Genomic DNA, 20,863 nt, shown 5'->3' on the forward strand with positions numbered 1-20,863 from the left:
CAGTGATTACTACCATTGCCGCTCACCACTTGTAGGCCCGGCCCGACCAGGTCACGCTGCCTGCGGATTGAACAAAAGGAATAATCAGGTCATGCAGGCGATAACAGGGCTCTGGCCGCTGACAGTCGTGCGCCAATTGGGCGCAATGGTCACGCTCATATTGATGATGCTGGCGGTGGTGCCGCAGGCCCACGGCTCGGCCGCCGAGCTTGCCGGGCTGGGATCAGGTGGTGGTGACAGTGCTGGCGGGAGCAGTGAGCAGGCTTCTCCCGAGCAGATTCGCGACTCGCTGGATCAGCTGATCTCAACGCTTGAGAATAGTGAACAGCGTGACTCGCTCCTCCAGGGGCTGCGCGATCTCAGGCAGGCCAGTCAGGCCAGAATCGATAGCGACGAGGCGCAGGGACCGCCGGGTGCCTCCGGGCGCGGCCTCCTGGGAGCACTGGCGACCACATTCGAGGAGGTCACCGGTCAGGACGGCGAGGGGCGCAGCCTGATCGAGAGCTGGCAGCGCAGAGCCGACAGTGCGCTGGATGATCTGTCCGGCCGGTTCGACGATCGTGGCAGTCGCTGGTCTCTGATCCGGGATTTTTTGATCACGCTGGCGGTACAGCTGGCGGCGGGTCTACTGCTCTATATGCTGGTCCGGGCCGTGGGCAACCACTACGGGGTCGTACAGCGACTGCCCGAACAGCCCACTGCCGTGGTGCTGATGCGTTACTGCCTGCGCAGGCTTTTGCCCATGGGGGTGGCCTTTGCCGGCACTCTGGTAGTGACCTTTCGAGTGGGGCCCACGCCCGGCATGATTCTGGCGACCACGCTGGGCTGGGCCGCGCTGTGCGGCATGGTGTTTGCTTCGGTCTGTGAGGTGGTCTTTTCGCTGTTCTCCTGGGGGCATCGACGCACGGCACTGCGTCTGCTGCGTCAGCAGGCAGCCTGGCCGCTGTTTTATATCGGCAGCGTGGCGGCGCTGGGCGATGCCCTGAATGCCACGCTTCTTACAGAGGCACTGGGCAGCAGTCTGGCCGGCTTCAGTGCCGAGATCGTCAATATTGTCGCGGTGCTTCTGACCGGCTTTTTCGTGGTGCGCTTTCGCCGTCCGATTCGCCATCTGATTCGTAACCGACCGCTGAGCCGGCGTCGCCAGGGCGGTGCCGTCAGCGATCTGATTCAGGTACTGGGCAGGGTCTGGCACATCCCGGCACTGTTGATCGTGGCCGCCTCGCTACTGGCGATTCTGACCTACAGTGGTGATGTACGCTCGGTCTTTGCCCGGGCGCTTTTGACGGCCGCGCTCATGATCGTGACCCTGATCGTGACCGGGCTGTTGCGTCGCAGCAGTCAGCAGATGCGTCAGCGGCCGCGCCGTTCCCTCTATGTCCGTCGTCTGACCCGGTTTGGCTATGTGCTGGCGCATCTGGCCTGCTGGGTCATCTTTGCCGAGTGCGCCGCTCAGAGCTGGGGCTTTTCGATATTGAACCTTGGCCGAACCGGCGGGGTGGGTGAGCGCATCGCCCAGCCGCTGTTCAGTATCGGGCTGACGGTGCTGTTCTGCTGGCTGATCTGGATTCTCACCGATACCGCCATCCATCGCGCGATGACCTCTACCTCGCGCTCCCAGCGCGGACGGGCACGCCGGGCAAGGGCCGAGACCATTACGCCGCTGATGCGCAACGTGGTGTTTGTCACCATCGTGGTGATCGGCTCGATCGTGGCGCTGGCCAATCTGGGCGTCAACGTCACGCCACTGCTGGCCGGTGCCGGTGTCATCGGTCTGGCGGTCGGCTTTGGTGCCCAGACGCTGGTGCAGGATCTGATCACCGGCATCTTCATTCTGGTGGAGGACACCCTGGCCATAGACGATTTTGTCGATGTTGGTGGCAACCTGGGGACGGTCGAAAAGCTCAGTCTGCGCACCATTCGCCTGCGCGATCTGGACGGCATTGTCCACTCGGTGCCCTTCAGCCAGATCAAGGCGGTACAGAACTACTCGCGCGAATTCGGTTATGCCATGTTCCGCGTACGTGTGCCACAGCGCATGACCATCGACCGGGCCATCGAGATGATCGAGGAAACCGCCGGCGGCATGCGCAATGATCCGCTGTTTCGCTTCAAGATCTGGTCGGCGCTTGAAATGCAGGGCGTGGAAAGCTTTACCGAGGGCTCTGCCATTGTGCGTGCCCGTTTTCGTACCGCACCGGTCATGCAGTGGGAGGTGACACGCGAGTTCAATCTGCGACTCAAGCGGCGCATGGATGAAGAAGGTTTCGATCTGGCCGTACCGCGTACCAGCATCCATATCGAGAACCTTGACGGTTTGCTGGAGCATCTTCAGGGCAGGCGCGAGGGCGGCTCTCGTGGGGATGCCGATGTAGTGGCCGCGCCGCCCGAGCCCCGCGATGAGGGAAGCAGCAGCGACGACGCACCGGACGCCCCTTCGCAGGGCGATGCGCCGTCGCGCCCCTGATCCGGCACTACGGTAGCGCCTGTTCGGCGTCGCTTGGCAGATGAAGGTGTCCCCGCACCACCTGACGCGTGCCGCGTCGGCTGCCGGACTGCAGGGCGTCCTCTATCAAATCCATGGCCTGGGTGGCCATGGTGGCCAGATCATGGCGGATCGAGGAAATCTCCATGCCAAGCAGTTCGGCATGCGTGATGCCATCGATGCAGAAAAGGCGTGGCCCGCCGGCATGTTCGGGCAATGGCAGTCGTGCCTGACGGTAGGCGCTCAGGATACCCAGCGTGATCTGGTTGTTGATGCCGATCAGGGCGTCCGGCAGCGGCAACTGGCCGAGCCTTTCGTTCAAAAAGCGCTCTGTGGGTGCCATGGAAAAATCACCGTAGTGCACTTCAAGGCTGATGGCGCTGCCGGCCAGCGCTTCACGAATGCCTGATACCCGCCCAATGGTCACCCGCGAATCCGGCGGTCCCGAGAGAATCAACAGCCGCTCGACCGGCTGACGGCGCATCCAGCACCCCGCTTGATAACCACAATCGAGATTATCGATGTAGACGCCGCCATGGTGAGGGCCCTCGATTTCCCGGTCCAGCAGCACCACTGCGATCCCTGCCCGGGCGAGCCGCTCCAGGCAGGCCGTCTGCTCGCGTGTCCCTGAGGCGATAAACGTCAAAATGATGCCATCCACGCCACAGGCGATCAGTCGATCAATGGCGGCTTTTTCCTGTTCGGGGGAGTTGCAGGAGTCCATCGTCAGCACATCCATGTGACGCGTTTCGCCCAGCCGGCCGATCAGGCAGGTCAGTTCATGGAAAAAGGGGTTGTCGAGTTGTGGATTGAGGACACCAATCACGCGGCGTCTGGTGCTGACGAAGGGCTCAGACGGCTGGCGGGGGCGTGCCAGATACCCCATGGCATGAGCAACTTCCAGCACATGCTGACAGGTCTGCGGGTGTAACTGATGCGGCGAGCTGAAGGCGCGCGATACGGTAATCGGGCTGACGCCGGCGGCGGTGGCGACATCCTTTAACCGAACCCTGCCCGTTGATGGCGGCTTTGCCATGGCGTTCCTGCGTGGGTGTTCAGGAGGCCGCCACAGCAGGCACGGCCATGCAATCGATCATGTTATCTATCATTTTTTGTCATGACTGCCGTCAGAAAGTTGCCCGAAATGCCTGCAACATTCGTCGGTCAATCGTCATGTTATTTTTCTACCAGGGCTTATCAATTGGTCTTTATATTTTTTAGTTGATTGTTTTTAAAGGTATTTGAGAAAACAACCTGGGTTGCTTGAAAGGCGTTGCTGCTTAACGATGGGTGAATGACACCGAATGACAAGAAAAGACAGATCGGTGCGCTGCAATGAAGCGACTTCCTGCCGCGGGAAGTCCGTCAATGACAAGGGCAGGCATTACAATGAAAACGTCATGGATCGTGCTGTTGGCAGGACTCGGAAGTGCCGGTGTGGCGCAGGCGCAGACCACGATTACGGTAGCGACCGTCAACAACCCCGATATGGTCACCATGCAGAAGATGACCAGGGCCTTCAACGAAGCGCACCCGGATATTCGGGTCAATTACGTCACACTGGCCGAAAACGAGCTGCGCCAGAAAATCACCACCGACATTTCAAGCGGCGGCGGTCAGTACGACGTCATCACCGTCAGCAACTACGAGACGCCAATCTGGGCCAAAAATGGCTGGTTGCGGGCGATGGATCAACTGCCGGAGAGCTACCAGGTCGATGACCTGATTCCCAGTGTGCGCCAGGGCCTTTCCTTTAACGACAAGCTGTATGCGCTGCCGTTTTATGCTGAATCCTCGATGACCTACTACCGCAAGGACCTGTTCGAGAAGGCCGGCATCGAGATGCCCGATCACCCGACCTGGAGCCAGATGCAGGACTTCGCCCAGAAGGTGCACGATCCGAAAAACGGCGTCTATGGTATCTGTCTGCGCGGGCTGCCGGGCTGGGGCGAGAACATGGCGCTGTTCAGCACCATGGTGAACAGCTTCGGCGGGCGCTGGTTCAACGAGCAGTGGGAGCCTCAGCTCACCTCTCAGGCGTGGAAAAACGCCGCCAACGCCTACAAGACGATGCTGACCCAGTATGGCCCCCCGGGCTCGACCTCCAACGGTTTCACCGAAACGGAAACGCTTTTTGCCAACGGTCAGTGTGGCATGTGGGTGGATTCCACAGTCGGCGCCGGCTATCTCTCCAACCCCGACAACTCGAAGGTGCATGAGCATCTGGGCTTTGCCCAGGCACCTCACGAGACCACCGAGGCCGGCTCGAGCTGGCTCTACGCCTGGGCGCTGGCCGTACCGGAGTCGGCCAAAAATCCGGAGGCCGCGCAGACCTTTATCGACTGGGCGACCTCTGCCGACTACATCCAGAGCGTGGCCGATGAGCACGGCTGGCTGTCGGTACCGCCGGGCACACGTGAATCGACCTACGACAGTCAGGGTTATCAGGACGTGGCGCCCTTTGCCGCGCTGGTCGAGGAAGCCATCAATAGTGCCGACCCGGAGCATCCGACCGCCGAGCCCGTGCCCTATACCGGTATTCAGTTCATCAGCATCCCGCAGTTTCAGGCCATCGGCACGCGGGTCGGCCAGATCATGGCCGGTATCCTGAGCGGCCAGACCGATGTGGATCAGGGGCTCAATCAGGCGCAGGCCTTTACCGAACGACTGATGCGTCGCGCCGAGGTGGCGAAGTAGTCGATCCATCCTCGATCACCACCGTCGGTAACCAGTGCGACCACGTGGGTACCTCCCGCGTGGTCATCTCCGCTGATGACTTCTGCCCTGTGAGGCCCGTGACATGAGTGCTCCCCCCGCTAACGCATCGCCCAAAAGGCGTGCGCCGACCAAACGATTGATGGCACCGTCGGTGCTGTTTCTGCTGGTCTGGATGATCGTCCCACTGGCAATGACGCTGTACTACTCGTTCCAGGACTACAACCTGATGATGCCGGACATGCGCGGCTTCGCAGGGGGACTGAGCTATGAGCTGCTCTTTACCGATCCGGTGTTCTGGGACGCGCTGCTCAATACGCTGCTATTGGTCGCAACCTGTCTGCTGGTCACGGTTGTGGCGGGGCTGGCGCTGGCGCTGTTGTTCAATCGTACCTTCGTGGGTCGCGGCATCGCGCGGACGCTGGCCATCTCGCCGTTTTTCGTCATGCCGGTCGTCACCGGCCTGATCTGGAAATACATGCTGCTCGACCCGGTCTATGGACTGTTTTCCTGGGTGATGCGCTCGGTCGGGCTGGAGCCGGTGCAGTGGCTGTCAAGCTACCCGCTTTTGTCAGTGGTGATGATGATCAGCTGGGAGTGGACGCCCTTTGCGCTGCTGATTCTGCTCACCGGTCTGCAGTCGCTGCCCGAGGATCAGCTCGAGGCCGTGCGTCTGGATGGCGCCAACCGCTGGCAGGAGTTTCGCCATATCGTGCTGCCGCATCTGGGCCAGGTGCTTTACGTGGTGATCATGCTGGAGAGCATCTTCTTTCTGACCTCCTTTGCCGAGATCTATGCCACTACCAGTGGCGGCCCGGGCACGGCCACCACCAACCTGCCGTACTACATCTACCTGGGCGCCTTTTTCCAGTACGACATCGGGCTCTCCTCGGCGGCAGCCATTGGCGCGGTCGTGCTGGCCAACATCTTCGCCATATTCCTGATCCGATTTGTGGCCGGTAACCTCAACGCGGGGAGCCAACGATGACGACATCCAGAGTTGATCAAACGCCCGGGCGCAAGCGTGGCGCCGGTGGCACGGCGCTGACCCTGCTGGCCTGGCTGATCGGTATCACGATGTTCTTTCCCATCTTCTGGGTAGTGATGACGGCGCTCAAGACCGAACAGACGGCGTTCAGCATGACGCCAACCTTTATCTTTTCACCGACGCTTGAAAGCTTTCGCAGTGCCCTGGCCCAGGGCAGCGGCTACTGGCACTACGCCATCAACTCGGTGATCACCGCCTTTGGCTCGACGCTGGTGGGGTTGGCACTTGCCATTCCGGCGGCCTACGCCATGGCGTTTTATCCCTCAAGGCGTACCGATTTCACGCTGGTGTGGATGGTCTCGACCAAGTTCATCCCGGCAGTGGGCGTTTTGATCCCGGTCTTTCTGGTCTATCGCTCGCTGGGGCTTCTGGATACGCGCCTGGGCCTGACGATGCTGTTCACCTCCATGAACCTGCCCATCATGGTGTGGATGGTGTACTCCTACTTTCGCGATATTCCGGTCGACATCGTTGAAGCTGCCAGTATTGATGGCGCCAGCACGACACAGACCATGTTTCGCGTGATCCTGCCACTGGCGCTGCCGGGACTGGCCTCGACCGGGCTTCTGGCGCTGATTCTGGCCTGGAACGAGTCGTTCTGGAGCCTGACCATGACCGACTACCACGCCGCCACGCTTGCGGTGTACACCGCCTCGTTCAAGAGCGGCGAAGGGCTTTTCTGGGCGCGACTGTCGGCGGCCTCGGTGCTGACCATTGCCCCCATCGTGGTACTGGGCTGGTTTGCCCAGCGCCAGATGGTCCGTGGACTGACCTTTGGCGCCGTCAAGTAGACGCAGCGATCTGACCTGCGCAGCCCAGAGGCTGTGCCTGAACAAGGAAAAGCTTCCATGGCGATTGTAGAACTTAAGGGTGTGGCCAAGCGCTACGACAGCGCGCCGGGCAGGAAGGGTAATGATCACGCCAATGCGGTCGAAGATTTCAACCTGACCACGAAGGATGGCGAATTCGTGGTGCTGGTCGGGCCCTCCGGCTGCGGCAAGTCCACCACCATGCGCATGATTGCAGGACTTGAGCACAACACCGCCGGCGAGATCCGCATCAACGGTAAGGACGTCAGCAATGTCGAGCCACGCGATCGCGATATCGCCATGGTGTTCCAGAGCTATGCGCTTTACCCACACATGAGCGTCTATCACAACATGGCCTTTGCGCTGGAGCTCAAGAAAACGCCGAAGGATGAGGTGAAACAGCGTGTTCAGGAGGCGGCCAGAATCCTCGATATCGAGCACCTGCTGGATCGCAAGCCGCGGGCGCTTTCCGGAGGTCAGCGTCAGCGCGTAGCACTGGGACGGGCACTGGTGCGTCAGCCGCAGGTCTTCTTGATGGATGAGCCGCTGTCCAACCTGGATGCGCGACTGCGCGTCGAGATGCGCGCCGAGATCACGCGACTGCACCGCCGGCTGGGGGTTACCACCTTTTATGTGACCCACGACCAGACCGAAGCCATGACCATGGGTCAGCGCATTGTGGTGATGCGCGATGGGCGCATTCAGCAGATCGACACGCCTTACAACCTCTATGAGCGCCCGGTCAATCGCTTCGTGGCAGGTTTTATCGGCACGCCGTCGATGAATTTTCTGCAGGCCGACCGTCAGGGCGATACGCTCAAGGGTGAAGGGTTTTCATGCCCGCTGAACCCGCGCCAGCAGGCCGCGCTGGAGGGTGGTGGTCAGCGCTCGCGGTGCTGGCTGGGCATTCGGCCCGAGCATCTGCATCAGGTCGAGGAGAGCGGTGGCCGTGGCCGGCTGGAAGGCGTCATCGAGGTGATCGAGCCGCTGGGACCCGTCACCATGGCCCAGGTGCGCGCAGGGGAAACACTTATCACGGCGCAGCTGGCGGCGCATCTTGATGTACGCATCGGTGACGTACTCACGCTGGCCTTTGACCCTGATCATGTCCATCTTTTTGATATCGAAAGCGACAGGACGCTGGGACTTGAAGCATATCCGGCCACATCATCGGCTCAGGCCACCGCGTAACCGGCTAACAGGGCGGCCTGAACGGCCGACAACACAGGGAGTGAAGGCATGACAGCGCTGAAGGCAGGCAATCTTGATCAGTTGGGTGGTGATGTCACGCTGCCTCGCTACAACCGTGACGATGTCAGCGTCGGCATTTTTCACTTCGGTGTCGGCGGCTTTCACCGCGCGCATCAGGCCATGTATCTCGATGAACTGATGAATGATGGCAAGGCGCTGGAGTTTGGTATCTGTGGTGTCGGCGTCATGCCTGGCGACCGGCGCATGCAGGAGGTACTCAAGGCGCAGGAGGGTCTGTATACCCTGGTGCTCAAGCACCCCGACGGGCGTTGGGAAGCGCGTGTCATTGGCTCGATCGTCGACTATCTCTATGCCCCGGATGACCCCGAGACGGTCATTGAGCGGCTGGCGGCCGAGACGACCCGCATCGTCTCGCTGACCGTGACCGAAGGCGGCTATAACTTCCATCATGTCACCGGCGAGTTCAACTTCGACAACCCCGACGTGCGTCATGATCTGGATGCTGGCGCCACGCCAAAAACCTTTTTCGGCCTGATCATCGAGGCGCTCTCGCGCCGGCGTGAGAAGGGCATCGAGCCCTTTACGATCATGTCGTGTGACAACATTCAGGCCAACGGCGATGTCGCGAAGGAGTCCTTTGTGGCCTTTGCCCGGCGCCGTGATCCCGAACTTGGCAACTGGATCAACGAGCAGGTGAATTTCCCCAACTCGATGGTAGATCGCATCACACCGGTCACCACCGATGAGGACCGCGAGCAGATCAGGGCGCGCTTTGGCATCGAGGATGGCTGGCCGGTGGTGTGTGAGCCCTTCACCCAGTGGGTGCTGGAGGATCACTTCAACATGGGGCGCCCGGCCTATGACGAGGTCGGCGTGCAGGTCGTCGATGACGTCATGCCCTATGAGCTCATGAAGCTGCGCCTTTTGAACGCCAGTCACCAGGCGCTGACCTATTTCGGCTATCTCGACGGCTATCGCTACGCCCATGAGGTGTGTCAGGACGAGCTGTATGCCGATTTCCTGCTCAACTACATGGTCGAGGAGGGCACGCCGACGCTTGCGCCCGTGCCCGGCGTCGATCTCGATGACTACCGCCGCACCCTGATCGAGCGCTTCGCCAACCCCGAGATTCGTGACACCCTGGCGCGCCTGTGCGCCGAGAGCTCCGATCGCATTCCAAAGTGGCTGCTGCCGGTGATCCGCGAGCAGCTCGAGCGTGATGGCGAGATCAAGCGTTCGGCGGCGGTGGTGGCCAGCTGGGCCCGCTACGCCGAGGGCGTTGATGAGCAGGGGGAGCCGATCGAGATCGTCGACCGCATGAAGGACGAGCTGCACGACATCGCCCAGCGCAATCGCGACAACCCGCTGGCCTTTATCGAGAATCGCGAAGTGTTCGGCGATCTGGTGGATAACGAGCGCTTTGTCGAGGCCTACACCGAGGCGCTTGCCCGTCTGCACCGTCAGGGCGCGCGTGCCACGGTAGAGTCGGTGCGTTAATCCACCGACGACGACAGCATTCTCGAACAGGACAAGCACATGTATATCGGCGTGGACTGCGGTACGCAGAGTACCAAGGTGGTGGTGCTGGATGCGCAAAACGGCGTCATCATCGGCGAAGGACAACAGGCACACGAGCTGATCAGCCGTGAAAGCGGTCGCCGCGAGCAGAACCCCGAGTGGTGGATCAAGGCGTTTGAAACAGCCTTTCATCAGGCCATTGAGGCGGCTGGCATCGACGCCGGTGCCGTTCGTGGCATTGGGATCTCCGGACAGCAGCACGGCATGGTAGCGCTTGATGCGCAGGGCGTGCCGGTCTATCCGGGCAAGCTCTGGAATGACACCGAATCCTCGAAGGAAAACGCCGAATATATCGAGGCCCTGGGTGGCGAGAAGGGCTGTCTGGACATGCTGGGCGTGGTGCCACAGACCGGCTACACCGCCTCCAAGGTGATGTGGCTGCGCCGGTACCATCGCGATGCCTATGACCGCATCGCGCACATCCTGCTGCCGCATGACTATCTCAACTTTTACCTGACCGGCGAATACACTGCCGAATGCGGCGACGCCTCGGGTACGGGCTGGTTCGATACCCGTCAGCGCTGCTGGCATTTTGAGGCCTTCTCGAAAGTGGCGCCCGAGCTGGATCCGCAGCGCGTGCTGCCGCGACTGGTCGAACCGCATCAGCCGGCCGGTACCGTGCGGCGCGAGATTGCCAGCCGTCTGGGTCTGGGCAATAGCGTCATCGTCTCGGCCGGGGGTGGCGACAACATGATGGGGGCGATCGGCACCGGCAACATTCAGGCCGGCGCCGTCACCATGAGCCTGGGCACTTCCGGCACCCTCTATGCCAGTGCCAGTCAGCCGGCCATTACCGATAACGGCCTGGTGGCCAATTTCTGCGCCAGCCACGGCGGCTGGCTGCCCCTGATCTGCACCATGAACGTGACCTCCGCGACCAGTCAGCTCGGCCGCGTGCTGGGGCATGATGTCAGATCCTTTAATGATGCCGTGGCGCGTGCCCCCATCGGGGCCGAGGGCGTCAGGGTACTGCCGTTTTTCAACGGCGAACGCGTGCCCATGCTGCCGGAGGCCACCGGCAGCTTTCTGGGGCTGTCGGCGCATAATTTCTCGGCAGACAACCTCTGCCGAGCGACCATGGAAGGCGCCAGTTTTGGCCTGCGCTATGGACTGGATCTGCTGGCGGCGTTCGATATCCGCCCCGATCAGCTGCGCCTGGTCGGTGGTGGGGCCAACAGCCCCGTCTGGCGACAGATGATTGCCGACATCATGAACGTGGAACTGGTCTGTCCGGTGATTCGGGAGGCCGCTGCGCTGGGAGGTGCGCTGCAGGCGCAGTGGTGTGATGAATACATGCAGGGTCGCAAGACGGCACTTGCCGATATCTGCCGTCATGCGGTTGATATTGACCGATCTACCCTCACATCTCCTGACAGGGATAACGTATCGCGCTATGCAGATGTCTATGCAGACTATGTCGAAACGCTTAAAGATCGCTATCCTGAAGCTCTGACACGGTAGAATTTTCGCTGCAGGCGGTCATGAGCCGCTCATGCATGAATATCGCGGTCAGTCGATGTTGTCCCGTCGCCTGACCCCAATCGATTCGATGGAGTGATACATGGCAACTCAGCTTGAGTCCCTCAAGGCGATTTCCAAGGTCGTCGCCGATACCGGTGATCTGGAAGCGATCAGAAAATATCAGCCGCATGACTCCACCACCAATCCGTCGCTGCTGCTCAAGGCCTTTGATCTGGAAGGCTATCAGGAGCTGATCGACAAGACGCTTGCCGATGTGAAGCAGGAAACCAGCGGTCAGGGTCGTGAAGCGCAGCTCGAGCACGCGGTAGATCGACTTTCCGTGGTGATCGGGACTGAAATTGCCAATATCGTTCCCGGGCGTATCTCGACGGAAGTGGCCGCCAAGCTCTCCTTTGACAAGGACGCCAGCATCGAAAAGGCGCGCAAGCTGATCGGTCTTTATGAAAAGGCCGGTATCGGGCGTGACAAGGTACTGATCAAGCTCGCCTCGACCTGGGAAGGCATTCGCGCTGCTGAAGTGCTGGAAAAGGAAGGCATTCAGTGCAACCTGACGCTCCTGTTCAGCGATGCCCAGGCCCGTGCCTGCTTTGAAGCCGGTGTATTCCTGATTTCGCCCTTCGTGGGTCGTGTGACCGACTGGTACAAGCAGCGTGACGGCGTTGAAAACTACAGCCCCGAGGAAGATCCGGGTGTGAAGTTCGTGCGTGGTGTATGCGATTACGCCAGCAACTATGGCTACGACACCGTGGTCATGGGGGCGAGCTTCCGCAACACCGATCAGATTCTGGCGCTGGCCGGCTGTAACCGTCTGACCATCTCTCCGGACCTGCTGGAAAAGCTGGCTAACACCGAAGGCGAGGTTGAGCGCAAGGTGACCGATACCGGCGCCGGCGACAAGAAGGTCGAGCCGATCACTGAAGCCGATTTCCGCTGGCAGCACAATCAGGACGCGATGGCCAACGACAAGCTGGCCGAAGGTATTCGCAAGTTTGCCGAAGACCAGGAAAAGCTGGAAGGCATGATTGAAAAGCGCATGTAAATACGGCGTTGTTTGACCATAAGGCCGGCCCCGTGAAGGGCCGGCCTTTTCATGTCGAAGCATTGCAAAAAGCGCTGACAATAATTTCTGAGAGAAGACGATGTCGTCTGAAAACGATGTGGCTGGCATTTTGATCGATGAGGCGGTGGTCGCTGCCGCCCGAACGCTGATCCATGACCGGCCCCGCGCACTATTGGGGCTGGTGGGAGCGCCAGGGGCGGGCAAGTCGAGCGTCAGCGAGGCGCTGCTGAATCATCTGGGGGAGCAGATGCAGGTAGTGCCGATGGATGGCTATCATCTCTCCAATCGTGAGCTGGCGCGTCTTGGGCGCGCCGAGCGCAAGGGGGCACCGGATACGTTCGACAGTGCCGGCTATGTGTCGCTGCTGGAACGCCTGCGCACGCCTCAAGCGGGTGAGACCGTCTACGCCCCCGGATTTTATCGTGAGATCGAGGAGCCCATTGCGGCCAGTATTGCCGTACCACCAGACACATCACTGGTGGTCACCGAAGGCAACTATCTGTTGTTGGAAGAGGCGCCTTGGGATCGTGTCAGATCGCTGCTTGATGAGGTCTGGTATGTTGAAGTCGACACCGAGCTGCGCGAACAGTGGCTGGTCGAGCGGCACATGCGCTTTGGACGCAGTGAAGCCGAAGCATTGGCCTGGGTGGCCAGCACCGATCGCCCCAATGCCGAGCGCATTGAAGCCACGCGCGCGCGCGCGGACCGCCTTATCGGCTGGGACGGAGGGTGTATTCGATTTTTATAAACGCCGCCTACGCAATGTCACGTGATGTCACCATTTACCTGTCGCTCTGCGGCCAATGAATGATCGCATCAGCGTGGCTTCAGGTTACAATTTCGATCAGGCTCTGATGCTTATCAGGGCATTTTTTTGAGTATAACGCTGACACGATTCAGCTGGTTTTGGGAGTTTTCATGGATCATCACGCAGGGAACGCGCAGAAAGGGCCGCGCGGCAGGGCTCTGGTTGTTCTGGTCTCGATCATTGCAGCGCTGGGTGGGCTGCTGTTTGGTTATGACACCGGCATTATCGGTGTGGCCCTGCTGGGGCTGGCACGCGATTTTGCGCTCGATGACACGCTCAAGCAGATCGTGACCGGTGCCATCATTCTGGGCGCGCTGGTGGGCTGTCTGGGTACCGGGCCCATTTCCGATCGTATTGGTCGGCGCTGGTCGATCGCGCTGGTCGGGCTGGTGTTCACCCTGGGCTCGATTCTGTCGGCAGCGGCGCCCAGCGTGGCGGTGCTGATACTGGCGCGCTTTATTCTGGGTCTGTCGGCCGGTAGCGCCACGCAGATCATTCCGGTCTATATCGCCGAGGTCACCCCGCCGGCGCATCGCGGCAAGCTGGTGGTGATGTTCCAGTTCATGGTGGTCTTTGGCATCCTGGTGGCCTATCTCACCGGCTACGCACTGGGTCATCAGTGGCGCTGGATGTTCGCACTCGGCATCATTCCCTCGGTGGTGTTGATGATCGGCATGCTGTTGCTGCCGGAGAGCCCGCGCTGGCTGCTGGGCAAGAACCGTGAAGCCGAGGCGCTGGGTATTCTTGAGCGGGTACGCGGTGATAAGCAGGGCGCACAGCAGGAGCTGAACGAGATCAAGGAAATTTCGGCGCAGCCGGAAGGACGCTGGAAGGATCTTTTCAGCCCGTGGGTACGCCCGGCCCTGATTGCGGGCTTTGGTATCGCGATGTTCTCCCAGATTACCGGCAACAACGCCCTGATCTACTACGCACCGACCATTCTGAGTGACGCAGGCTTTGGCGACAGCGCCTCGGTGCTGGCAGCCGTTGGCGGGGCAGTGTTGATCAATCTGGCCACCGTGCTGGGTATCTTTCTGGTCGACCGCATCGGTCGCAAGCGCTTTCTGCTCTGGATGGTGCCCGGCTCTGCCGTGGCGCTGATTGTCATGGGGGCGCTCTTCATTGGCGGCTCTCCGGAAAGCACGGCGGCACAGTGGACGCTGGTAGCGTGTCTGGCCATCTACATGGCGCTCAACTCAAGCTTTGGCGTCTGTCTGTGGTTGATCAACGCCGAGGTCTATCCGCTGTTCGTGCGCGGCAAGGGGGCCAGTGTCGGCGCCTTCAGCCACTGGATCTTCAATCTTTTGATGACATTGACCACGCTGTCACTGATCGGCGCACTGGGCACTTCGGGCACCTTCTGGCTCTATGCCTTGATTACCATTGCGGCGCTGGTATTCATCGTACGCTACGTGCCTGAAACGAAGGGACGCTCGCTTGAGGAGATCGAGGCGGATCTGCGCAACGGTACCTTTTTCCCGGCCAAACGCAAAAAGGCCGCGAAAGCGAAGGGCCATGCGGCACGGACATAAACCGTTATTGGATAATAAAAAAAGGGCGCCTTCAGGCGCCCTTTTTGATGATGCATTGCGCTTAGAACGAGGCGCGGCGGTATTCGCGATAGCGCGGCTTCCAGAAGTTGGCATCGATCGCCTGACGAATGGTCTCGTCATCGGTTTCAAGCGCTACACCATCTTCCTGGGCGCGTTTGGCCACGGCGATAGCGATCTTTCTGCTGACATCCTGAATGTCGGCCAGTGGCGGCAGAACCGCGCCCTTGCCCTCCAGGGCCACCGGGGAGCAGTCGGCCAGCGCCCTTGAGGCGGCCATCAGCATGCCGTCGGTAATGCGAGAGGCTTTGGCGGTAATCGCGCCCAGACCCACGCCCGGGAAGATATAGGAGTTGTTGCACTGGGCAATCGGGATCTTGCGATCACCGATGGTGACCGGCTTGAAGGGGCTGCCGGTGGAGACCAGTGCCTCGCCATTGGTCCATTCAAGGATTTCACGCGGCGTGGCCTCAATGCGCGACGTCGGATTGGACAGCGGCATGACCAGCGGCTCACGGCAGTGGCTGTGCATGGTTTTGATGACTTCTTCGGTGAAGAGCCCGCGCTGGCCCGACACACCGATCAGGATGGTGGGTTTGGCGTTGCGGACCACATCGATCAGGGCCAGATCACCGCTGCCGGCGTCCCAGTCGCTGATGTCGGCACGCTTTTGTACCAGGCGACGCTGGAAGTTGACCAGATTGCTCATGTCGTCGGTCAAAAGGCCGTAGCGGTCGATCATGAAGATGCGCTTGCGGGCTTCTTCTTCGGACAGGCCTTCCTCCTGCATGGCCAGCACGATGTGTTCGGCAATGCCGCACCCGGCAGAGCCGGCACCCACGAAGGCGATGCGCTGCTCGGAGAGCTTCTCGTTTTTGGCCTTGCAGGCCGAAAAGAGGGTGCCCAGCGCCACGGATGCGGTGCCCTGGATGTCATCGTTAAAGCAGCAGATCTCGTCGCGATAGCGCTCCAGCAACGGCATGGCGTTGGCCTGGGCGAAATCCTCGAACTGGATGATGGCATTGGGCCAGCGTCGACGAATGCCCTGAATGCACTGGTCAACGAATTCGTAATAAGCCTCGCCCGTGACACGCTCATGGCGCCATCCCATATACATCGGATCGTCGAGCAGGTCCTGATTGTTGGTGCCGGCATCCAGCACGATCGGCATGGTATAGGCCGGGCTTATGCCGCCACAGGCGGTGTAGAGTGACAGCTTGCCGATGGGAATGCCCATGCCGCCGATGCCCTGATCACCCAGCCCCAGAATGCGCTCGCTGTCGGTAATCACCACCACCTTGACGTTATCCTTGGTGGCGCTGTGCAGGATGTCGGTGATGTGTTCGCGGTGATCATAGGAGATGAAGATACCGCGGTGGGAGCGATAGATCTGGGAAAACGACTGACACGCCTCGCCCACGGTAGGCGTGTAGATGATCGGCAGCATTTCCTCGAGATGGTCTTCCAGCAGGCGGAAGAAAAGCGTTTCGTTGCTGTCCTGGATCGAGCGCAGATAAATATGACGATCCAGATCGCTGGACTGCTGGGCGTACTGCTGATAGGCGCGCTCGGCCTGCTCTTCGATGGTCTCGATGTTCTGCGGCAAAAGGCCCAGCAGGTTGAACTGGATGCGCTCTTCAAGCGAGAAGGCACTGTCCTTGTTGAGCAGCGGCGTTTCCAGCAGGGTAGGCCCCGAATGCACGATATAAAGCGGGCGAGAAGGGTTCTGATCCATCGTCATGACTCGCTGTAGACAGAAAGTGAAGGGAGACCCCGGGCACAACGTGCAGGGGAATCGACCGGGTCATTCATCGCCGGCGGCGTTCCTGCTGTCGCCATCTTCTGGAACGCAACACAGCGCAACCACGGCCCGACAGCCTGCGCCGGGCCGAATCCATCAGCTGCCCAGCGACATCAAAAGCAGTGGCAGCATCATGTAAAGCTCGGGATGAGACTCGCCGTTGACCAGCAGATCCCGGCTGTTCATCCGGACATCCAGGCGATATCGATCGCCCTCGCGGGCCAGCAGGCCTTCCTGCTCGAGCCCTTCAAGCATCTGCTCCGGGCGGGCATCAGGGTTGGAAAGCGAGACCAGCCGGGCAAGCAGCGTGCGGTCCGAGGCCATATCCACACTCAGGGCAGCGCGGCCCAGCGCCGAGGCAATGGGGGAGCGCTCGTTGTGATCGCCTTCCTTCAGATTGAGGGCAACCTTGCCTTCCATCGAGCCCTGTGGCGTATCCAGACCGGCTACTGTCATCTCGAAGATCGGCGTGCCCTGAATGGCTTCCATCAGGTACTGGGTCATCATCTGCTGGACCTGTCCGGAGATCTGATCCTCGTCCAGCGAGTTGTCCAGATTGGACAGGCCGATCAACAGGTGGCGTGTGGCATCACGGGGCAGGTGTCTGAACACCAGCGTCTGGGTGGCGTTGTTGATGATGAGCGGTTCGGCCATCGACGGGTCCTGCAGCAGCATGTTGCTGAGCTGCCAGGAGCCGGTCATGGACAGGCCATCCTCGCCGTTGTCACGCAGTTGTCCCTGGCCGTCAACGCCGAGCTTGAGGGCCACACCTTCAGTGTCGTCCTGATAGTGCAGTTGACCCAGGGTGGTCTTGAAGCGGCTGTCCCAGAAGTTTTCCGTATTGGGCCAGTCGGGGCCGCCGGCGCCGCTGCTTTCAAGCGAGAGCGACCTGAGCACCAGCGAGGCATCATCGCTCTGGAAGTTCAGGGAAGGCATCGAAATGTCTGTCGAGGTGCGATCATTATCCAGGCGGTAGTGCCCATCCATACCACCCCAGGCCAGTCGGGCGCCTGGTATCTCCGGCACATCGGTCTCATCAAAGGCCGGGGAGTGCCAGTCGATGTTGATGGCATTGCCAAAGCCTGCCGTGGTCGTGGCTTCAAGCGGCTGCCGGTCACCGAAATAGTGCGCCACGGCGCTCTGCTGCTCGCCAAAATCGGGTGTGCTGTCGATATGAGCCCAGCCAAAACCCCAGGGGCCGTGGGTAATGTGGTGATGAACGTCGATCGGCCATGGTCCATCCTCGGTCTCGAGAATGGTATGGGTCACGGCGTCGGAGGTGCGCCAGCCCCGATCATAGCGGGTGACTTGCGTGGGCGCGCTGGCGGAAATCTGCTCCACGCCCTGGCGAAACTCCTGTTCGATACGCTTGCCGGTATACCAGGGCGCTGCCGCACCCACCGCCACGATGATGACCGCCGCGGTACCGATAATGCCCGTTGTCTTGCGCATGAAGATTCCTGAACGTTCGTATGTTTTTCTGACGTGGCGGCGTTCGGGGCCGGTTATGACTTGTCCACCAGTCGGATGCCATCGGCTTCGATGGTGATCAGACCCTGCTTGTAAAGCCCGCCAATCACCTTTTTGAAATTACCCTTGCTTACCCCAAAGGTGCGCTGGATCAGGGCCGGTTCGCTCTTGTCACTGATGGCAAGCGTGCCGCCTGCCTTTTGCAGCCTTTCAAGAATCTGCTCGGCCAGCGGCTCGGCGAGTACTTCGCGGCGCGGCTGCAGGCTCAGATCCACCTTGCCGTCGTCACGGACCTGGCGAATATAGCCTTTGGTGCGGGTGCCCATGCGCAGCGGGCGAATCGCTTCGCTCTTGTGCAAAAGCCCCCAGTGGCGATGATTGATGATGGCATTGAAGCCCAGGTCGGTTGGGCCGGTGATGACCAGATCGACCTCTTCGTCCCGTGCATAATCGGCCGGCGTCTGGTCCAGATAGCGGTCCAGGCGCATCGAGGCGGTAATGCGTCGGGTGCGATCATCGAGATAGGCCACGACCATGCAGCGATCGCCCTGACGCAGTGGCCGCTGGGTGCGCTCTTCAAAATGCGGCAGCAGCAGGTCCTTGGGGAGTCCCCAGTCCAGAAAGATACCCACCGGAGTGCGCTCGACCACTTCCAGGGCGGCAAACTCGCCAACCTGAATTTTGGGGCGCTCGGTGGTCGCGATCGGGCGGTCTTCGCTGTCAAGATACAAAAACACGCGAAGCGAGTCGCCCGGCTCGGTAGAAGTACCCCGTGGTATCTGACGCGTCGGCAGAAGGATATCGCCCAGCGTGCCGCCATCGAGGAAAAGCCCGATAGAGGACGTTCTGAGGATCTCAAGGGTATTGAAACGGCCCATTGCCGGCATGGTCACGCCCCGTGAACAGGATGAAAACGTCATGTTAACGCAATCGTACCGGTGGCGGGCAGGGGAAGGGTGCCTGTGGTGTACGCCTTGCCATGATCAGGAGGCAGTGCAATGATTTTTGTCAGGAGATGGCATACCTCCTGAAGCGCACGCTTCAAACCATCACGTTCGTGATTGATGATGCCTGTATCACGCACCCGGGGTGCGGGCGCAGGCATGTCATGACAAAAGCTCCTCTGTATTCTCTCGCCGCCCCTTCGTGTCGTCATGATCTGTCAGACATCGCAGGAGTTTCGCATGTGGTTTTCCATTCTTGCCATTGGCCTGGGCGCCGCGGTTGGCGCCAATCTGCGCTGGGCACTGTCGCTGGCGCTCAATGCACTTTTCCCTCCCATCCCGCCGGGGACGCTGGTGGCCAACCTGCTGGGGGCATGGCTGATAGGGATTGCCTTTGCCCTGTTCAATCTGCTGCCGGAACTGAGCCCACACTGGAAACTGTTTGTGGTGACCGGATTTCTGGGCGCGCTGACAACCTTTTCGACCTTTTCACTGGAAATCACCGGGCAGCTGCAGGCCGGACGTTATCTGAGTGCCCTTGCTGCCATCAGCGCCCATCTTGCCGGGTCACTGATCATGACGGCACTGGGAATGGCCTGCGTTGCGCTTGTGCGCGAGTGGCTGCGGTAGGTGCCATCAATGAAATATGACAGTTCTGCAATAAAACTGACATATTTCATTGCTAACCTGGCGTCGTGTTGAGCAGTCGCCCCTTTATTCCGGGCGACATGATTACCAGCAGGGCGCCAGGCGCCCTGGCGCAAGGGAACCGGAGCAATTCAGATGATCAAGCAAGTCGCTGCAGCCTTCATTGCTACCTCGCTGGCGGCCACCGCCTCGGCCGCTACCATCACCGGCGCCGGTGCGACCTTTCCTTATCCGGTCTATTCGCAGTGGGCTGATGGTTACCAGGACGAGACCGGCAACGGCCTCAACTATCAGGCCATCGGTTCCGGCGGCGGTATCCAGCAGATTACGGCCAACACGGTCACCTTTGGCGCCAGCGACGCGCCGATGACCCCGGAAGAGCTCAAGGAAAACAATCTGGTTCAGTGGCCGCAGATCATGGGCGGTGTGGTACCGGTCGTGAACGTGCAGGGTGTCGAGAAGGGCGCGCTGCGTCTGGATGGTCAGACGCTGGCCGATATCTACCAGGGCAAGATCACGGCCTGGAACGATGAGGCCATTACCGAACTCAACCCGGATGTAAAGCTGCCCGATACCAGGATCACGCCCGTCTACCGCGCTGAAGGCTCCGGTACCAACTTCCTCTTTACGCATTATCTGGCCCAGGTCAGCGAAGAATTCAAAAACGAGATCGGCGAAGGCAAGTCGGTCGCATGGCCGGCAGGTGTTGGTGCCAAGGCCAACGCCGGTGTGGCAAGCCAGGTCAATGGCATCAACGGCGCGATCGGTTACGTTGAATCGGCCTACGCCGAGCAGAACGATCTGAACGTGGCGCAGATGGAAAACCAGGCCGGCAAGTTCGTGACGGCCAACAGCGACTCCTTCCAGGCGGCCGCTGCCAATGCTGACTGGGAAAATGCCGAAGGCATGTACCTGGTGCTGACCAATCAGCCGGGCGAGGAGAGCTGGCCGATCGTGGGGGCCTCCTTCATCCTCATGCACACTCAGGTCAAGGATGCGCAGGCTGCGCGTGACGCGCTTTCGTTCTTTGACTGGTCGTTTGAAAACGGCAATGAGATGGCCACCGAGCTGGACTACATCCCGATGCCGGACAACGTGGTCAGCATGATCAAGCAAAACATCTGGTCACAGATCAAGGACAGCAGTGGCAAGGCCGTCCAGCAGTAATCCGGTTTGATAGGCATGGCCGGGGCCCTGTGTCCCGGCCTTTGTCCACCTGAAAAACCCTATACGCTTTATGCACAGGTATGACA

General features: G+C 60.3%; 16 protein-coding genes and 1 riboswitch. Of the genes, 12 read left to right on the top strand and 4 right to left on the bottom strand.

Annotated features, from left to right (window positions below; translation table 11 throughout):
• Positions 1–91 precede the first annotated feature (91 nt).
• On the top strand, positions 92–2,467 hold the full coding sequence (locus IE123_RS10800; protein WP_229819711.1) for a mechanosensitive ion channel family protein: 2,376 nt from the start codon (positions 92–94) through the stop codon (positions 2,465–2,467).
• Between the two features lie 7 nt (positions 2,468–2,474).
• Here the strand turns inward: IE123_RS10800 and IE123_RS10805 are convergent, their stop codons facing one another.
• The gene (locus IE123_RS10805; RefSeq protein WP_189518091.1) at positions 2,475–3,521 is read right to left on the bottom strand and encodes a LacI family DNA-binding transcriptional regulator; all 1,047 of its coding nucleotides are present in this window, start codon (positions 3,519–3,521) and stop codon (positions 2,475–2,477) included.
• A 353-nt stretch (positions 3,522–3,874) separates the two neighbouring features.
• Here IE123_RS10805 and IE123_RS10810 point away from each other — a divergent pair, with 353 nt between their 5' ends.
• The 9 genes from IE123_RS10810 to IE123_RS10850 all read left to right on the top strand — a co-directional run bounded on the left by IE123_RS10810 (position 3,875) and on the right by IE123_RS10850 (position 14,729).
• Positions 3,875–5,182, top strand: coding sequence for an ABC transporter substrate-binding protein (locus IE123_RS10810; RefSeq protein WP_189518093.1), 1,308 nt, complete (start codon positions 3,875–3,877; stop codon positions 5,180–5,182).
• Between the two features lie 103 nt (positions 5,183–5,285).
• Positions 5,286–6,188, top strand: coding sequence for a carbohydrate ABC transporter permease (locus IE123_RS10815; RefSeq protein ID WP_189518095.1), 903 nt, complete (start codon positions 5,286–5,288; stop codon positions 6,186–6,188).
• Positions 6,185–7,039, top strand: a complete 855-nt coding sequence (locus IE123_RS10820; RefSeq protein ID WP_189518097.1) for a carbohydrate ABC transporter permease — start codon at positions 6,185–6,187, stop codon at positions 7,037–7,039. Before IE123_RS10815 ends, IE123_RS10820 begins: the two co-directional genes overlap by 4 nt.
• 57 nt (positions 7,040–7,096) lie before the next feature.
• Entirely contained in the window at positions 7,097–8,248 is a 1,152-nt protein-coding gene (locus IE123_RS10825) for an ABC transporter ATP-binding protein (RefSeq protein ID WP_189518099.1), read from the top strand.
• A gap of 48 nt (positions 8,249–8,296) precedes the next feature.
• Positions 8,297–9,766: a mannitol dehydrogenase family protein gene (locus IE123_RS10830; RefSeq protein ID WP_189518101.1), complete on the top strand. Its 1,470-nt coding sequence runs from the start codon at positions 8,297–8,299 to the stop codon at positions 9,764–9,766.
• Between the two features lie 39 nt (positions 9,767–9,805).
• Positions 9,806–11,308 carry a xylulokinase gene (xylB, locus tag IE123_RS10835; protein WP_189518103.1) on the top strand — a complete coding sequence of 501 codons (1,503 nt, stop codon included), beginning with the start codon at positions 9,806–9,808 and terminating at the stop codon, positions 11,306–11,308.
• Between the two features lie 100 nt (positions 11,309–11,408).
• Positions 11,409–12,368 carry a transaldolase gene (tal, locus tag IE123_RS10840; protein WP_189518105.1) on the top strand — a complete coding sequence of 320 codons (960 nt, stop codon included), beginning with the start codon at positions 11,409–11,411 and terminating at the stop codon, positions 12,366–12,368.
• Between the two features lie 100 nt (positions 12,369–12,468).
• Positions 12,469–13,137, top strand: a complete 669-nt coding sequence (locus IE123_RS10845; protein WP_189518107.1) for a nucleoside/nucleotide kinase family protein — start codon at positions 12,469–12,471, stop codon at positions 13,135–13,137.
• 170 nt (positions 13,138–13,307) lie between these two features.
• Positions 13,308–14,729, top strand: a complete 1,422-nt coding sequence (locus tag IE123_RS10850; RefSeq protein WP_189518109.1) for a sugar porter family MFS transporter — start codon at positions 13,308–13,310, stop codon at positions 14,727–14,729.
• A gap of 61 nt (positions 14,730–14,790) precedes the next feature.
• On the opposite strand, the gene IE123_RS10855 is transcribed toward IE123_RS10850, so the two are convergent.
• The 3 genes from IE123_RS10855 to IE123_RS10865 all read right to left on the bottom strand — a co-directional run bounded on the left by IE123_RS10855 (position 14,791) and on the right by IE123_RS10865 (position 18,938).
• Complete coding sequence (locus tag IE123_RS10855; RefSeq protein ID WP_189519080.1) at positions 14,791–16,482, bottom strand: NAD-dependent malic enzyme; 1,692 nt, start codon at positions 16,480–16,482, stop codon at positions 14,791–14,793.
• Between the two features lie 162 nt (positions 16,483–16,644).
• Positions 16,645–18,000 carry a DUF945 family protein gene (locus tag IE123_RS10860; RefSeq protein ID WP_189518111.1) on the bottom strand — a complete coding sequence of 452 codons (1,356 nt, stop codon included), beginning with the start codon at positions 17,998–18,000 and terminating at the stop codon, positions 16,645–16,647.
• A 53-nt stretch (positions 18,001–18,053) separates the two neighbouring features.
• The gene (locus IE123_RS10865) at positions 18,054–18,938 is read right to left on the bottom strand and encodes a CvfB family protein (RefSeq protein WP_229819712.1); all 885 of its coding nucleotides are present in this window, start codon (positions 18,936–18,938) and stop codon (positions 18,054–18,056) included.
• Positions 18,939–19,020: 82 nt separating this feature from the next.
• Positions 19,021–19,099: riboswitch (Fluoride riboswitch) on the top strand.
• Positions 19,100–19,202: 103 nt separating this feature from the next.
• Here IE123_RS10865 and crcB point away from each other — a divergent pair.
• Together crcB and pstS are read left to right on the top strand one after the other, a co-directional pair.
• Positions 19,203–19,592, top strand: a complete 390-nt coding sequence (gene crcB, locus IE123_RS10870; protein ID WP_189518113.1) for a fluoride efflux transporter CrcB — start codon at positions 19,203–19,205, stop codon at positions 19,590–19,592.
• Between the two features lie 153 nt (positions 19,593–19,745).
• Positions 19,746–20,777 carry a phosphate ABC transporter substrate-binding protein PstS gene (pstS, locus tag IE123_RS10875; protein ID WP_189518115.1) on the top strand — a complete coding sequence of 344 codons (1,032 nt, stop codon included), beginning with the start codon at positions 19,746–19,748 and terminating at the stop codon, positions 20,775–20,777.
• The last annotated feature ends 86 nt before the right edge of the window (positions 20,778–20,863 follow it).

It is taken from the genome of Kushneria pakistanensis, from assembly GCF_014652795.1.
In the GTDB taxonomy this organism is placed as follows: Bacteria; Pseudomonadota; Gammaproteobacteria; order Pseudomonadales; family Halomonadaceae; genus Kushneria; species Kushneria pakistanensis.

Excerpts from the sequence above, each read along its gene's own strand:
- IE123_RS10855 (WP_189519080.1), bottom strand. The coding sequence starts at position 16,482 with ATGGATCAGAACCCTTCTCGCCCGCTTTATATCGTGCATTCGGGGCCT.
- IE123_RS10865 (WP_229819712.1), bottom strand. The coding sequence starts at position 18,938 with ATGACGTTTTCATCCTGTTCACGGGGCGTGACCATGCCGGCAATGGGC.
- IE123_RS10845 (WP_189518107.1), top strand. The coding sequence starts at position 12,469 with ATGTCGTCTGAAAACGATGTGGCTGGCATTTTGATCGATGAGGCGGTG.
- pstS (WP_189518115.1), top strand. The coding sequence starts at position 19,746 with ATGATCAAGCAAGTCGCTGCAGCCTTCATTGCTACCTCGCTGGCGGCC.
- IE123_RS10800 (WP_229819711.1), top strand. The coding sequence starts at position 92 with ATGCAGGCGATAACAGGGCTCTGGCCGCTGACAGTCGTGCGCCAATTG.
- IE123_RS10850 (WP_189518109.1), top strand. The coding sequence starts at position 13,308 with ATGGATCATCACGCAGGGAACGCGCAGAAAGGGCCGCGCGGCAGGGCT.
- IE123_RS10815 (WP_189518095.1), top strand. The coding sequence starts at position 5,286 with ATGAGTGCTCCCCCCGCTAACGCATCGCCCAAAAGGCGTGCGCCGACC.
- IE123_RS10810 (WP_189518093.1), top strand. The coding sequence starts at position 3,875 with ATGAAAACGTCATGGATCGTGCTGTTGGCAGGACTCGGAAGTGCCGGT.
- xylB (WP_189518103.1), top strand. The coding sequence starts at position 9,806 with ATGTATATCGGCGTGGACTGCGGTACGCAGAGTACCAAGGTGGTGGTG.
- IE123_RS10825 (WP_189518099.1), top strand. The coding sequence starts at position 7,097 with ATGGCGATTGTAGAACTTAAGGGTGTGGCCAAGCGCTACGACAGCGCG.
- tal (WP_189518105.1), top strand. The coding sequence starts at position 11,409 with ATGGCAACTCAGCTTGAGTCCCTCAAGGCGATTTCCAAGGTCGTCGCC.
- crcB (WP_189518113.1), top strand. The coding sequence starts at position 19,203 with ATGTGGTTTTCCATTCTTGCCATTGGCCTGGGCGCCGCGGTTGGCGCC.
- IE123_RS10860 (WP_189518111.1), bottom strand. The coding sequence starts at position 18,000 with ATGCGCAAGACAACGGGCATTATCGGTACCGCGGCGGTCATCATCGTG.
- IE123_RS10805 (WP_189518091.1), bottom strand. The coding sequence starts at position 3,521 with ATGGCAAAGCCGCCATCAACGGGCAGGGTTCGGTTAAAGGATGTCGCC.
- IE123_RS10820 (WP_189518097.1), top strand. The coding sequence starts at position 6,185 with ATGACGACATCCAGAGTTGATCAAACGCCCGGGCGCAAGCGTGGCGCC.
- IE123_RS10830 (WP_189518101.1), top strand. The coding sequence starts at position 8,297 with ATGACAGCGCTGAAGGCAGGCAATCTTGATCAGTTGGGTGGTGATGTC.